The organism is Pseudomonas imrae, from assembly GCF_046352735.2.
Taxonomy (GTDB): Bacteria; Pseudomonadota; Gammaproteobacteria; order Pseudomonadales; family Pseudomonadaceae; genus Aquipseudomonas; species Aquipseudomonas imrae.
Map to the genome: position 1 here is coordinate 3839000 of NZ_CP110853.2, position 13678 is coordinate 3852677.

Sequence of the window (13678 nt, forward strand, 5' to 3'; positions counted from 1 at the left end):
CCGTCGGCCCGAGGATGGCCGCTGCCCCTCAAGCCTGATAAAATCGCGCGCCTTCACAGACCGTCAACGGCTGGGCGTTTCACCAAAGCCCTCGCCAGCTCGGTCGTTACCCCTGAATCCCCCCTAAAGGCCTGGATCATGAGCAAGCAACCCTCCCTGAGCTACAAGGACGCCGGTGTAGACATCGACGCCGGTGAAGCATTGGTCGAACGCATCAAGAGCGTCGCCAAGCGCACTGCGCGCCCCGAAGTCATGGGCGGCCTGGGTGGTTTTGGCGCCCTTTGCGAGATCCCGGCCGGTTACAAGCAGCCTGTCCTGGTCTCCGGCACAGACGGTGTGGGCACCAAGCTGCGCCTGGCACTGAACCTGAACAAGCACGACAGCATCGGCATCGATCTGGTTGCCATGTGCGTCAACGACCTGGTGGTCTGCGGCGCCGAACCGCTGTTCTTCCTCGACTACTACGCCACCGGCAAGCTCAACGTCGAGACCGCGACCCAGGTCGTGACCGGCATCGGCGCAGGCTGCGAGCTGTCGGGTTGCTCGCTGGTCGGCGGCGAAACCGCTGAAATGCCGGGCATGTACGAAGGCGAAGACTACGACCTGGCCGGCTTTTGCGTCGGCGTCGTGGAAAAAGCAGAAATCATCGACGGTTCCAAGGTTGCTGCTGGCGATGCACTGCTGGCCCTGCCATCGTCCGGCCCGCACTCCAACGGTTACTCGCTGATCCGCAAGATCATCGAAGTGTCCGGCGCCGACATCGAGAACATCCAGCTTGACGGCCAGCCATTGACCGACCTGCTGATGGCCCCAACCCGCATCTACGTCAAGCCGTTGCTCAAGCTGATCAAGGACACTGGCGCGGTCAAGGCCATGGCCCACATTACCGGTGGTGGCCTGCTGGACAACATCCCGCGCGTCCTGCCAAAAGGCGCCCAGGCGATTGTCGACGTGGCCAGCTGGCAGCGTCCTGCAGTGTTCGACTGGCTGCAAGAGAAAGGCAACGTCAACGAAACCGAAATGCATCGCGTGCTGAACTGCGGCGTGGGCATGGTGATCTGCGTGGCTCAAGAGCACGTTGAAACTGCGCTGAACGTACTGCGTGAAGCCGGTGAACAACCGTGGGTGATCGGCCAGATCGCTACCGCTGCCGAAGGCGCAGCCCAGGTTGAACTGAAGAACCTCAAGGCGCACTGATGTCCCCGACCTGTGATGTCGTGGTGCTGCTCTCCGGCACCGGCAGTAACTTGCAGGCCCTGATCGACAGCACGCGCACCGGCGACAGCCCGGTGCGTATCGCTGCGGTGATTTCCAACCGCAGCGATGCCTACGGTCTGCAACGCGCCAAAGACGCGGGGATCGAAACCCGCACGCTGGATCACAAGGCCTTCGAAGGTCGCGAGGCCTTCGATGCAGCCTTGGTCGAGCTGATCGATGCGTTCAACCCCAAACTCGTGGTACTGGCCGGTTTCATGCGCATTCTCAGCGCAGGTTTCGTGCGGCATTATCACGGGCGCCTACTGAATATCCATCCGTCCCTGCTGCCCAAGTACAAAGGGCTGCATACTCATCAGCGTGCCCTTGAGGCCGGTGATACGGAACATGGCTGCAGCGTCCACTTCGTCACCGAGGAACTCGATGGCGGGCCTCTGGTCGTACAGGCAGTGGTTCCGGTAGAGTCTGCAGACTCTGCGCAAACCCTTGCGCAACGGGTTCATACCCAGGAACACAGGATTTACCCGCTGGCTGTTCGCTGGTTCGCCGAAGAACGATTGATTCTTGGCGACCAGGGTGCATTATTGGACGGCCAGTTACTTGCGGCCAGCGGCCACTTGATTCGAACCTAGGAGATTTTATGCGTCGCGCCCTGCTCTTCGCTTTCGCTCTGTTTGCCTTGCCTGCCGTGCAAGCTGCAGAACTTCAGCCTTTCTCCGCCAGCTACACCGCCGACTGGAAACAGCTGCCGATGAGCGGCAAAGCGTCCCGTAGCCTGGAAAAAACCACCAACGGTGTCTGGAAGCTCAGCTTCAAGGCGTCGATGATGATTGCCAGCCTGACCGAGGAAAGCACCCTGACCCTGGACAAGGACACCCTGCTGCCCCAGTCCTACCACTTCGAACGTGGTGGCCTGGGCAAAGCCAAGAAAGCCGACCTGGATTTTGACTGGACCACCAAGATGGTCACCGGCACTGATCGCGGCGACGCGGTCAAGATCCCGCTGAACCGTGGCATGGTCGACAAGTCCACCTACCAGTTGGCCTTGCAACACGATGTGGCCGCTGGCAAAAAGACCATGAGTTACCAGGTGGTCGACGATGGCGAAGTCGATACCTATGACTTCCGCGTGCTGGGAGCCGAAAAAGTCGACACCAAAGTCGGCCAGATCGATGCCATCAAGGTCGAGCGCGTACGCGACCCTACCCAGACCAAACGCACCACGGTGATGTGGTTCGCCAAGAACTGGGATTACCTGCTGGTTCGCCTGCAACAGGTCGAGACCGACGGCAAGGAATACAACATCATGCTGTTGGACGGTACGGTCAACGGCAAGGTAGTAAAAGGCAGCTGATCGTTGATTGTTTAAAAAGAGCCTCGCGTAATGCGGGGCTTTTTTTCGCCTGGAGTTTGTAGCGAGGCAACTGGTCCCATCGCATGGAGCGCTTTCCCTATGGGCCCCAGGCTCGCCCGTGATAACGCCAGTCGATCCAATACAAGTTCTTAACCTGTCGAAAACATGAAACTTTTGTCATGAAACCTCCACCCCGGCGACGCAATGCCGCGGTTTACGCGGCCTGGAGCATTGTTGCGTTTACTGCAATGAATTGCTGCACGCAAAGTGAGTTTACTTAGCAAGCTAACAAAATATATAACAAAGACCTGCGACGCCTTGCCGCAGACCAACCAGAGATTGGAGCAAGCAGATGACTGTAAAAGTAACTGAACGCGACGACGCACATATGTCCCACGAAGCGTTGGGCCATGGGATTCACATCTGGGATGTACACCAACAAGACCTGCTGGTCGGCATGTTTCACAACGAGAGCGACGCTCATAATTACAAGAACGAGCTCGAGACACTTGAGATGAAGCGCCAGGCGCAGAGCTCGTGACTATTGCATGATTCAGTCACCGGACCCCACGCAGTCCGGGCCCTGAAAATACGAACCCCGCCTTTTGAGCGGGGTTTGTTGTTTCTACAGCCTTACCACATCAGATCGTCAGGGATCTGGTAGGCGGCGTACGGATCATCTTCATCCGGCACCTGGGCCTCGGTAAGTATATTGAGCTGCACGATACGCTCAGGCGCTCGCTCCTGGATTTTCAGCGCCGCCTCACGTGGGATCACTTCATAACCGCCGCCGTGATGGACGATGGCCAGCGAGCCGTTGCTCAGTTTATTGCGCATCAGCGTATTGACCGACAAGCGCTTGACCTTCTTGTCGTCGACGAAGTTGTAGTAATCCTCGGTGGTCAATTTGGGCAACCGCGAGCTTTCGATCAACTGCTTGACCTGGGCCGTACGGGCCTTGGCCTCAGCCTTTTCCTGCTGCTGGCGGTTGAGCTCCTGATCGCGCTTGATCTTCTGCGCCTGCGCCTCCTGGGCCAGGCGCTGCTGAGTGTCATCCGCCTGCGCCTGGCCTTTGTGGACCAGGCGTTGCTGCTTCTGCTTGTCTTTGCCGACCTGCTTGGCCTGCTTCTGATTGACCAAGCCTGCTTTGAGCAACTGGTCGCGAAGGGAAATGCTCATGGTGCTTACTCACTTAGGCAACTGCTCAACCGCAGTTGGACACGTTCTTTTCCTGACGTTTGGCTTCACCCCACAGGGCGTCCAACTCTTCGAGGGTGCAATCTTCTATGGGACGGTGGGTATCGCGCAATGCCTGTTCGATAAATCGAAAGCGTCTCTCGAACTTGGCATTGGCGCCGCGCAAAGCGGTTTCCGGATCGATCTTGAGGTGCCGGGCCAGGTTGACCGCCGCAAACAGCAGGTCGCCGACCTCATCGGCGATGGCTACCGAGTCGTTATCAGCCATGGCCTCGAGCACTTCATCCAGCTCTTCGCGCACGTTATCCACCACCGGCAAGGCTGATGGCCAGTCAAAGCCAACCTGACTGGCGCGTTTTTGCAGTTTGGCGGCGCGGGATAACGCCGGCAAGGCGCTGGGCACGTCATCGAGCAAGGACAATTGCTTGGGGGCAGCGGATTTTTCCGCACGCTCCTGGGCCTTGATCTGCTCCCAACGCTCCTTGACCTGCTCTTCATTTAACTGCGGGATATCCAACGGCGCGTACAGATCGCCGGTGGGGAACACGTGGGGATGGCGGCGGATCAGCTTGCCGGTGATGCTATCGATCACGCCCGCAAACTCGAATCGCCCTTCTTCGCGCGCCAACTGACTGTAATAAACCACCTGGAACAGCAGGTCGCCCAGTTCACCTTGCAGGTGATCAAAATCCCCGCGCTCAATGGCATCGGCGACTTCGTAAGCCTCTTCCAGGGTGTGCGGGACGATGCTGGCGTAGGTTTGCTTGATATCCCATGGGCAGCCATATTGCGGATCACGCAGGCGGTTCATCAGGTGCAACAGGTCTTCAAGTGAATACATCAGTCAATCTCTGTTCGCTGAAGTGGTCTCGCCACAGATCAATGTGGGAGCCGGGCTTGCCCGCGATGCAGGCGCCTCGGCGCATCAGTTACACCGAGTCGGTGTTATCGCTGGCAAGCCAGCCCCCCCACATTGTATCCGCGCTCATCCAGTGACTCATGGTGTGCGGTTACGCCGCGTCTCGATGATGTTCGGTAACTGGGAAATCCGCCCCAGCAGCCGCCCCAGCGCATCCAACCCGGGAATCTCGATGGTCAAGGACATCAACGCCGTGTTGTCTTCCTTGTTCGAGCGGGTGTTGACAGCCAGCACGTTGATCCGCTCGTTAAGCAGCACTTGCGACACATCCCGCAGCAGCCCTGAACGGTCGTAGGCGCGGATGATGATATCCACCGGATAGGTGAGCACCGGCACCGGGCCCCAACTGACCTGGATGATCCGTTCCGGCTCACGCCCGCCCAACTGCAACACCGAGGCACAGTCCTGGCGGTGAATACTCACTCCGCGGCCCTGAGTGATGTAGCCGACAATGGCGTCTCCCGGCAATGGCTGGCAGCAGCCGGCCATTTGCGTCATCAGGTTGCCGACGCCCTGGATCTGGATGTCGCCGCGCTTGCCTGGTTTGTAGCCGGTGGCCTTGCGCGGAATCAGTTCCAGTTGCTCGGAGCCGCGCTCCGGCTCTACCAGTTGCTGAGCGAGATTGACCAGTTGCGCCAGTCGCAAATCGCCAGCCCCGAGGGCGGCGAACATATCCTCGGCGATCTTCATGTTGGCCTTTTCGGCCAGCTTGTCGAAGTCCACCTGAGGCAAGCCCAGACGCCCCAACTCACGCTCCAGCAAAGTCTTGCCAGCAGCAACGTTCTGATCGCGAGCCTGCAACTTGAACCAATGGACAATCTTCGCCCGCGCCCGTGACGTGGTGACGTAGCCCAGGTTCGGGTTCAGCCAGTCGCGGCTCGGCGTGCCGTGCTTGCTGGTAATGATCTCGACCTGCTCGCCAGTCTGCAGGCTGTAATTGAGCGGCACGATCCGCCCATTGATCTTGGCGCCACGACAGTTGTGGCCGATCTCGGTATGGACGCGATAGGCAAAGTCCAGCGGTGTGGCGCCCTTGGGCAAGTCGATGGCATGGCCGTCGGGAGTGAAGATGTAGACCCGATCAGGTTCGATATCCACCCGCAGTTGTTCGGCCAGGCCACCGATGTCGCCCAGTTCCTCATGCCACTCCAGCACTTGGCGCAGCCACGAGATTTTCTCTTCGTACTGGTTGGAGCCGGCCTTGACGTCGGTGCCCTTGTAGCGCCAATGCGCACAAACGCCCAGTTCCGCCTCTTCATGCATGGCATGAGTGCGGATCTGCACTTCCAGTACCTTGCCCTCGGGGCCGATCACCGCTGTGTGCAGCGAGCGGTAGCCGTTTTCCTTGGGGTTGGCGATGTAGTCGTCAAATTCCTTGGGAATATGCCGCCACAGGGTGTGGACGATACCCAGCGCGGTGTAGCAATCGCGCATTTCCGGCACCAGCACCCGCACCGCGCGCACGTCGTAGATCTGGCTGAACGCCAGGCCCTTGCGCTGCATTTTGCGCCAGATGGAATAGATGTGCTTGGCGCGACCGCTGATGTCGGCTTCGACGCCGGTGGCCTGCAACTCCGAGCGCAACTGACCCATCACGTCGCTGATAAAACGCTCACGGTCCAGCCGCCGCTCGTGCAGCAACGTGGCGATCTGCTTGTACTGGTCGGGTTCCAGGTAGCGGAAGGACAAGTCCTCCAGCTCCCACTTGATATGACCGATACCCAGGCGGTGTGCCAGGGGCGCGTAGATGTCGAAGACCTCGCGGGCAACGCGGTTGCGCTTTTCGTCATCGGCGGTTTTCACCGCACGAATCGCACAGGTGCGTTCGGCCAGCTTGATCAGCGCGACACGCACGTCGTCGACCATGGCCACCAGCATCTTGCGCAGGTTTTCCACCTGGCCCTGAGTGCCCAGCACCATGGACTGGCGCGGACTGAGGCTGGCGCTGATCGCGGCCATGCGCAACACGCCATCGATCAGCTTGGCCACCACGGCGCCGAAACGCTGGCTGACCAGCGGCAGCGCAATATGCCCTTCGCGCACGCCGCGATAGAGTACCGCAGCGATCAGGGAGTCCTGATCGAGCTTGAGGTCGGCGAGAATCTCGGCGATTTCAAGCCCGGTACGAAAACTGGATGTACCCTCGGCCCACAGGTTCTTGGCCGCATTGTCTTGCTGTTCAGACTCACGAGCGAACTCGCAGGCTGCTTTCAAGGCTTCACGGTCCAGTGCCGGATCGACACTGACGGCATGATCCAGCCATGCCTCGAGATTGATACTGCCGTCAGTGTTGATCGGCTGGTGTGCTCTCACCTGTACCATCTTGCTTACCTTCCCTACGACGCGCCTGTAGCGCGTCAAAATCTGACCCTTTGTACGCAAACTCCATGGCAGGTCACAGGCCCTGGAGAACGCAGGCCAGTCGGACTAAACGAGCATCCTAGCTCGCTTCAAATAACGCCATCGCCTCGACATGCGCGGTTTGCGGAAACATGTCGAGGATCCCGGCACGTTTTAGCCGGTAGCCTTGCTTGACCAACTCGACTGTATCCCGCGCCAGCGTGGCTGGATTGCAGGACACATACACCAGGCGATCGGCCCCCAGGGTGGCAAGCTTGCGCACAACCTCCAGGGCACCATCGCGGGGTGGGTCCAAGAGTACCGCAGAAAAGCCCGCTTTGGCCCATTCTGCGTCAGCCAAAGGCTGGGACAAATCAGCCTGAAAAAACTGCGCATTATGCAAATTGTTGTTCAGCGCATTCTGCGCCGCCCGCTCTACCATCGCCTGCACGCCTTCTACCGCCACCACTTCGCGGACCCCACGGGCAAGTGGCAAGGCAAAGTTACCCAGCCCACAAAACAGGTCCAGTACCCGCTCATCGGGTTGCGGCGCCAGCCATTCGAGCGCTTGGGCAACCATCGCTTCGTTAACCCCGGCATTGACCTGTACAAAGTCCCCGGGACGATACCCCAGCTCCAGATCCCACTGTTGCAGGCGATAGCCCAGGGCCTGGTCCGGCTCGAACGGTTGTGGCTCACCTTCGCCATGCAGCCACAATTGCGCGTCATGGAACGTGCAGAATTCTTTAAGGATTACCAGGTCTGCATCAGACAGCGGCGCCATGTGCCGCAGCAACACAGCGATGGTCGAGCCGCTGAACAGTTCGACATGACCCAAGGCCTGAGGTTTGCCGAGGCGTCGCAGCATGTTCGGCAAGCGCTGCATGATCGGTTGCAAGGCTTGTACCAGCACCGGGCAGTCGTCGATACCAACGATGTCCTGACTGGCGACGGCCCGGAAACCGACATCAAGGCGCTTGGCCTTGGCATCCCAACGCACGGCAACCCGGGCCCGGCGACGGTAACCGAACTCCGGCCCATTCAACGGCGCGGCCCACTCCTGGGGTTCAATACCGGCGACGCGCAACAGTTGCTCGGCCAGCATGCGCTGTTTCAGGGCAAGCTGTTCGTTATGGGGCAAGTGTTGCAGGCTGCAACCACCACAGCGGCCCGCATGCGCACATGGCGCGGGGCGACGCAGCTCACTGGCCTTGAATACCCGCTCGGTGCGCGCCTCGACAACTTTGCCATGGGCGCCCAATACCCGCACCTCGACTTCTTCTGCGGCCAGGGCGCCCACGACAAACCAGGTGCGGCCTTCAAAAAAGACAATGCCGCGGCCGTCATTGGCCAGGCGCTCGATCGTCAGGCGCTGTTTTTTGCCCACAGGGATTTGTGGAGCCCGGCTACCGCCCGTCGGTTGGAAGCGCAGGCCTCTCTCTTGCTTGGCCATCAGTTGGGCGCGTCGAAAATGCCGGTCGACAGGTAACGGTCGCCTCGGTCACAGATGATCGCCACGATCACCGCGTTTTCAACTTCCTGGGACAGGCGCAACATCCCGGCCACGGCGCCACCGGAAGACACACCACAGAAAATGCCTTCTTCACGCGCCAGGCGACGCGTGGTGTCCTCGGCTTCCCGCTGTGCCATGTCGATAATGCGATCCACACGGGACGCTTCATAGATCTTCGGCAGATACTCTTCGGGCCAACGACGAATCCCCGGAATCGATGCGCCTTCCATAGGCTGCAGGCCAACGATCTGAATCGCCGGACTCTGCTCCTTGAGGTAGCGGGAGATACCCATGATAGTGCCGGTGGTGCCCATGGAGCTGACGAAGTGGGTAATCGTGCCCTGGGTCTGGCGCCAGATTTCGGGCCCCGTGCTGGCGTAGTGCGCCTCGGGATTGTCATCGTTGGCGAACTGATCCAGCACCCGGCCACGGCCTTCGGCGGCCATGCGCCCGGCGAGATCGCGGGCGCCTTCCATGCCCTCGTCCTTGGTCACCAGGACCAATTCGGCACCATAGGCGGTCATCGCCGCCTTGCGCTCGGCGCTGCCGTTGTCGGGCATGATCAGGATCATCTTGTAGCCCTTGATCGCCGCGGCCATGGCCAAGGCAATCCCGGTGTTACCTGACGTGGCTTCGATCAAGGTATCACCGGGCCTGATCTGCCCACGCAACTCGGCGCGGGCAATCATCGACAGCGCCGGACGGTCCTTGACCGAACCTGCGGGGTTATTGCCCTCAAGCTTGAGCAACAAGGTGTTGCTGGTGTTACCCGCCATGCGTTGCAAGCGGACCAGTGGGGTGTTGCCGACGCAATCGGCGATGGTTGGGTATGGCAAGGTCATGGCGTATTCGCAATCCAGGCTGCGGGCCGCCCATCATACCGGCAAACGCTTGCGCGCCATATCACGCAAAGTGCAGTACTTATAGCTACAAGCTATAAGTGCAACCCCTTCGTAGCGGTCAAGGCCAGTGAAGCTGCCAACGGCTTTATCCACCGAGATGGTTTTTCATAAAGACAGCCTCCCCCATCGCCGCAATCTGCCCCTCGATCAGCGCCTCGAAAGGCCGCAACAACGGCTCGAATGAACTCGGCGTCTCCAGCACCTGCAAAGCCTGCACAATCGCCTCCACCGTCGACAATGCGCCGGGCCCTGGCGCCTTGCGCAGCCGATAGCGCGATACAGCGCCTTCAGCCAGTGCCACTCTGGGCAACGCCGCCAACAGCGGATTGAGGTGCAACAGCTTGCGCGCCTTGCGCCAGGTGCCGTCCGGCACAACCAACAGCAGCGGCGCATCACAGGCGGTGTAGGCGCGTAGCGGCTGCGCGCTTTCGCCAGGAAACAGCAAGCGGGCCTGATACCCTGGTGGGTTGAGCAAGTCCGGTAAATCTTCAAACACCTCGCCTACTACCAATTGCGCATTCACCAACCCCAACGCAGCCAGCCGCGCGGTGTTAAGTGCATGGTTGACCTCGCTTGGATGCTGCAGCAACAGCACCCGTGTGCGGCTGTCCAGGCTGGGGATCAGCCCACACAGGCAATAGGTAGTCGGCCGCAGGCAACGCGGGCATTGGGGTCTGGCCATAGGTTTCTCGAATCAAGTCTGGTTGAGCTGGGCTTTGAGCAAATCGCGGAACGTCTGGATCAACGGCTCGCGACTGCGACCCCGACGCATGATCATCGAAAACGGTGCCTGGTAACCAAAGGTGGCCGGCAGCAGGACCCGCAGGTCACCCTTGTCGGCCCAGGCCTGCGCATAATGCTCCGGTAAATAACCGATGTAGGCGCCGGATAGCACCAGAATCAGTTGCGCCTCCATGCTTTCCACCGTGGCAGCGCTGTGTTTGAACCCGTGACGGGCCAGTTCAGCCTGGCTCCAGTAGCCGCGACCGACCATGCGCTGCTGAGTGATTACCTGCTCCGGAATGCGCCGCTCATTGAACAACGGATGCCGTGAACTGCAGTACAACCAGTGCTGCTCACGATACAGCGGCATGTAGATCAGACCGCTCATGCGATTGGAAAAAGCCCCGATCGCCAGGTCGAGGCGATTGTCCTGCACCCCCAACTGCAGTTCGTAGGGGCTCATCACCGACAGGTGCAAATGCACCGCAGGGTGTTCGAGGTTGTAGGCGCCGATCACTTCGGCGAACGGTAGCGCTTTGTCGCTTACGGTCGAGTCCAGCACCCCAAGCTTGAGAGTACCGCGCAGTTCGCCTTTCAGCGCGGCAGCATACTGTTCAAAGCCCTCCAGCTCGCCCAGCAGGCGCAAGGTTTCCTGATGAAAAAGCTCGCCTTTGCTGGTCAGGCTGAACCCGCCTCGACCGCGATGACACAACACCAGGCCCAACGCCCCTTCAAGCTGGCTCATGTAGGTGCTGATGGCCGAGGTTGACAGGTTGAGTTCATGCTGGGCATTGGCAAACCCCTGGTGACGCACGACGCTGACGAAGATGCGCAAGAGTTTGAGGTCGGGCAAGGCGCTGGCCATGGAAAATACCTACACAGGATTAATAAAGACTGCGCCAAGGCACACCCTTATCTTGCGCAGTCTATCTCAGGCATTAGTTCAGAAAAACCTGAACTAAGTATTTGCACCTGCCGATTCTACCCACAGTGAGCATTTCGCAGAATCGGGCTTCTGATAAACACAACAATCCTGAGGCACTCCCGTGGACAAGATTTTTCACCAACCACTGGGCGGCAATGAAATGCCGCGCTTCGCCGGCATCGCCACCATGATGCGCCTTCCCCACCTGCAAACGGCTGCCGGCCTGGACGCAGCCTTTATCGGCGTGCCACTGGACATCGGCACCTCGCTGCGCGCCGGCACCCGCTTTGGCCCTCGAGAGATCCGTGCCGAATCGGTGATGATCCGCCCGTACAACATGGCCACCGGCGCTGCGCCGTTCGATTCTCTGTCCGTCGCCGATATCGGCGATGTCGCGATCAATACCTTCAACCTGCTGGATGCGGTGCGGATCATCGAAGAAGCCTACGATGAGATCCTCACGCACAAGGTCATCCCATTGACGCTGGGTGGCGACCACACCATCACCCTGCCGATCCTGCGGGCGATCCACAAAAAGCACGGCAAGGTCGGGCTGGTGCATATCGATGCCCACGCCGACGTCAACGATCACATGTTTGGCGAGAAAATCGCCCACGGCACCACCTTCCGCCGCGCCGTGGAAGAGGGCCTGCTCGATTGCGACCGTGTAGTGCAAATCGGCCTGCGGGCCCAGGGCTACACCGCTGAAGACTTCAACTGGAGCCGCAAACAAGGCTTTCGCGTGGTGCAGGCTGAAGAGTGCTGGCACCAGTCCCTGGCACCGTTGATGGCGCAAGTGCGGGAAAAGGTCGGTGACGGCCCGGTGTACTTGAGCTTCGACATCGACGGCATCGACCCCGCCTGGGCACCCGGCACCGGCACTCCGGAGATCGGTGGGCTGACCACAATCCAGGCCATCGAGATCATTCGCGGATGCCAGGGCCTGGATCTGGTTGGTTGCGATCTGGTAGAAGTTTCGCCGCCCTACGACACCACCGGCAACACCTCGTTGCTCGGTGCCAACCTGCTTTACGAAATGCTTTGCGTGCTGCCTGGCGTCGTTCACCGCTGAGACCTTGAACGGGGCGGACGTCGCATTCGTCTGCCTCGATAAATGGCTATTCAATTCGCCCGACCCTCCATAAAAAAGATAATCGGAGATTCGCCATCATGGCTTTGGATTTATTCGTCGTTCTCATCTACGCCGCAGGCATGCTCGTGCTCGGCTATTACGGCATGCGCCGAGCCAAGACCCATGAAGACTATCTGGTTGCCGGGCGCAACCTCGGTCCGTCGCTGTACATGGGCACCATGGCCGCAACCGTACTGGGCGGCGCTTCCACGGTCGGGTCGGTACGCCTGGGCTATGTCCACGGGATTTCCGGTTTCTGGCTGTGCGCCGCACTGGGCATGGGGATCATTGCGCTGAACCTGTTCCTGGCCAAACCGCTGCTCAAACTGAAAGTCTTCACCGTGACCCAGGTGCTGGAAAAGCGCTACAACGCCACGGCGCGCCAGGCCAGCGCGGTGATCATGCTGGCCTATGCACTGATGATCGCAGTAACCTCGGTCCTTGCGATTGGCACCGTACTGCAAGTTTTGTTTGAGTTGCCATTCTGGCTCTCGGTGGTACTGGGTGGCGGTGTGGTGGTGGTTTACTCGACCATCGGCGGCATGTGGTCACTGACCCTCACCGACATCGTGCAGTTCGTGATCAAGACCGTCGGCCTGATGTTTATCTTGCTGCCGATATGCCTGTACCGTGTAGGAGGCTGGGACCAACTGGTGGCCAGGCTGCCAGCGGCCAGCTTCAGCTTCACCAGCATTGGCTGGGAAACCATCATCACCTATTTCATGATCTACTTTTTTGGCATCCTGATCGGCCAGGACATCTGGCAGCGCGTATTCACGGCCCGCGACGCAAAGGTCGCCAGATATGCAGGCACTTTTGCCGGGCTGTACTGCATTCTTTATGGGCTGGTATGCGCTTTGATCGGCATGACCGCCCACGTACTGCTTCCAGAACTGGATAACGTCAACAACGCCTTCGCTGCGATCGTCAAACTGTCTCTGCCCGATGGCATTCGCGGCCTGGTGATTGCCGCAGCACTGGCCGCCATGATGTCCACCGCCAGCGCCGCCCTGCTCGCCGCCTCTACTGTACTGGCCGAAGACCTGCTGCCGCGTTTGCGCGGCGGTAAACAGTCGAGCTTGAATATCAACCGCTTGTTTACCCTGCTGACGGGCATCACCGTATTGGGTATCGCGCTGGTGGTGAGCGACGTGATCAGCGCCCTGACCCTGGCCTACAACCTGTTGGTGGGCGGCATGTTGATTCCGTTGATCGGGGCGATCTATTGGAAACGCGCAACCACGCCAGGCGCGATCACAGCGATGACGCTGGGGTTCGTGACTTCGTTGGGGTTCATGCTCAAGGACGGCCTGGAGGCCAATACGCCGATTTACTACAGCCTGGGCGTTAGCCTGCTGAGTTTCGTGGTGGTCAGCCTGTTGTCCCGTCGGCCAGCGGCAACGGTTGTTCGCGCGGGCTGAGTGAAAGGTTTCTTCAGCGGGTACGACGTCGGATGTC

General features: G+C 59.7%; 13 protein-coding genes. 6 read left to right on the forward strand and 7 right to left on the reverse strand.

What is annotated here, in order from left to right:
- Positions 1–138: 138 nt before the first annotated feature.
- From purM to OQ460_RS17375, 4 genes are all read left to right on the forward strand, one after another.
- Positions 139–1197, forward strand: coding sequence for a phosphoribosylformylglycinamidine cyclo-ligase (purM, locus tag OQ460_RS17360; RefSeq protein WP_410018626.1), 1059 nt, complete (start codon positions 139–141; stop codon positions 1195–1197).
- Positions 1197–1847, forward strand: coding sequence for a phosphoribosylglycinamide formyltransferase (purN, locus tag OQ460_RS17365; RefSeq protein ID WP_410018627.1), 651 nt, complete (start codon positions 1197–1199; stop codon positions 1845–1847). Before purM ends, purN begins: the two co-directional genes overlap by 1 nt.
- A gap of 8 nt (positions 1848–1855) precedes the next feature.
- Positions 1856–2569, forward strand: coding sequence for a DUF3108 domain-containing protein (locus tag OQ460_RS17370; RefSeq protein WP_410018628.1), 714 nt, complete (start codon positions 1856–1858; stop codon positions 2567–2569).
- Positions 2570–2921: 352 nt separating this feature from the next.
- Positions 2922–3110 carry a hypothetical protein gene (locus OQ460_RS17375; protein ID WP_410018629.1) on the forward strand — a complete coding sequence of 63 codons (189 nt, stop codon included), beginning with the start codon at positions 2922–2924 and terminating at the stop codon, positions 3108–3110.
- Positions 3111–3202: 92 nt separating this feature from the next.
- Here the strand turns inward: OQ460_RS17375 and OQ460_RS17380 are convergent, their stop codons facing one another.
- From OQ460_RS17380 to OQ460_RS17410, 7 genes are all read right to left on the reverse strand, one after another.
- On the reverse strand, positions 3203–3748 hold the full coding sequence (locus OQ460_RS17380; protein WP_410018630.1) for a DUF2058 domain-containing protein: 546 nt from the start codon (positions 3746–3748) through the stop codon (positions 3203–3205).
- Between the two features lie 25 nt (positions 3749–3773).
- Positions 3774–4607 (reverse strand): nucleoside triphosphate pyrophosphohydrolase, encoded by an 834-nt coding sequence (gene mazG, locus OQ460_RS17385; RefSeq protein WP_410018631.1) that lies wholly within the window; start codon positions 4605–4607, stop codon positions 3774–3776.
- Between the two features lie 156 nt (positions 4608–4763).
- Positions 4764–7007, reverse strand: a complete 2244-nt coding sequence (relA, locus tag OQ460_RS17390; RefSeq protein WP_410018632.1) for a GTP diphosphokinase — start codon at positions 7005–7007, stop codon at positions 4764–4766.
- Between the two features lie 118 nt (positions 7008–7125).
- Positions 7126–8478 (reverse strand): 23S rRNA (uracil(1939)-C(5))-methyltransferase RlmD, encoded by a 1353-nt coding sequence (gene rlmD, locus OQ460_RS17395; RefSeq protein WP_410018633.1) that lies wholly within the window; start codon positions 8476–8478, stop codon positions 7126–7128.
- Entirely contained in the window at positions 8478–9380 is a 903-nt protein-coding gene (gene cysM / locus OQ460_RS17400) for a cysteine synthase CysM (protein WP_410018634.1), read from the reverse strand. The genes rlmD and cysM overlap by 1 nt, the downstream gene beginning before the upstream one ends.
- A 145-nt stretch (positions 9381–9525) precedes the next feature.
- Positions 9526–10122 (reverse strand): tRNA-uridine aminocarboxypropyltransferase, encoded by a 597-nt coding sequence (locus OQ460_RS17405; RefSeq protein ID WP_410018635.1) that lies wholly within the window; start codon positions 10120–10122, stop codon positions 9526–9528.
- Between the two features lie 12 nt (positions 10123–10134).
- Positions 10135–11028, reverse strand: a complete 894-nt coding sequence (locus OQ460_RS17410; RefSeq protein ID WP_410018636.1) for a LysR family transcriptional regulator — start codon at positions 11026–11028, stop codon at positions 10135–10137.
- 181 nt (positions 11029–11209) lie between these two features.
- Here OQ460_RS17410 and speB point away from each other — a divergent pair, with 181 nt between their 5' ends.
- Both speB and OQ460_RS17420 read left to right on the forward strand, forming a co-directional pair.
- Positions 11210–12160, forward strand: a complete 951-nt coding sequence (speB, locus tag OQ460_RS17415; protein WP_410018637.1) for an agmatinase — start codon at positions 11210–11212, stop codon at positions 12158–12160.
- A gap of 98 nt (positions 12161–12258) precedes the next feature.
- Entirely contained in the window at positions 12259–13641 is a 1383-nt protein-coding gene (locus tag OQ460_RS17420; RefSeq protein WP_410018638.1) for a sodium:solute symporter, read from the forward strand.
- Positions 13642–13678 lie beyond the last annotated feature (37 nt).

Bases quoted from the DNA above. Each gene is read 5' to 3' on its own strand.
- purM (WP_410018626.1), top strand. From the start codon at position 139: ATGAGCAAGCAACCCTCCCTGAGCTACAAGGACGCCGGTGTAGACATC.
- purN (WP_410018627.1), top strand. From the start codon at position 1,197: ATGTCCCCGACCTGTGATGTCGTGGTGCTGCTCTCCGGCACCGGCAGT.
- OQ460_RS17370 (WP_410018628.1), top strand. From the start codon at position 1,856: ATGCGTCGCGCCCTGCTCTTCGCTTTCGCTCTGTTTGCCTTGCCTGCC.
- OQ460_RS17375 (WP_410018629.1), top strand. From the start codon at position 2,922: ATGACTGTAAAAGTAACTGAACGCGACGACGCACATATGTCCCACGAA.
- OQ460_RS17380 (WP_410018630.1), bottom strand. From the start codon at position 3,748: ATGAGCATTTCCCTTCGCGACCAGTTGCTCAAAGCAGGCTTGGTCAAT.
- mazG (WP_410018631.1), bottom strand. From the start codon at position 4,607: ATGTATTCACTTGAAGACCTGTTGCACCTGATGAACCGCCTGCGTGAT.
- relA (WP_410018632.1), bottom strand. From the start codon at position 7,007: ATGGTACAGGTGAGAGCACACCAGCCGATCAACACTGACGGCAGTATC.
- rlmD (WP_410018633.1), bottom strand. From the start codon at position 8,478: ATGGCCAAGCAAGAGAGAGGCCTGCGCTTCCAACCGACGGGCGGTAGC.
- cysM (WP_410018634.1), bottom strand. From the start codon at position 9,380: ATGACCTTGCCATACCCAACCATCGCCGATTGCGTCGGCAACACCCCA.
- OQ460_RS17405 (WP_410018635.1), bottom strand. From the start codon at position 10,122: ATGGCCAGACCCCAATGCCCGCGTTGCCTGCGGCCGACTACCTATTGC.
- OQ460_RS17410 (WP_410018636.1), bottom strand. From the start codon at position 11,028: ATGGCCAGCGCCTTGCCCGACCTCAAACTCTTGCGCATCTTCGTCAGC.
- OQ460_RS17420 (WP_410018638.1), top strand. From the start codon at position 12,259: ATGGCTTTGGATTTATTCGTCGTTCTCATCTACGCCGCAGGCATGCTC.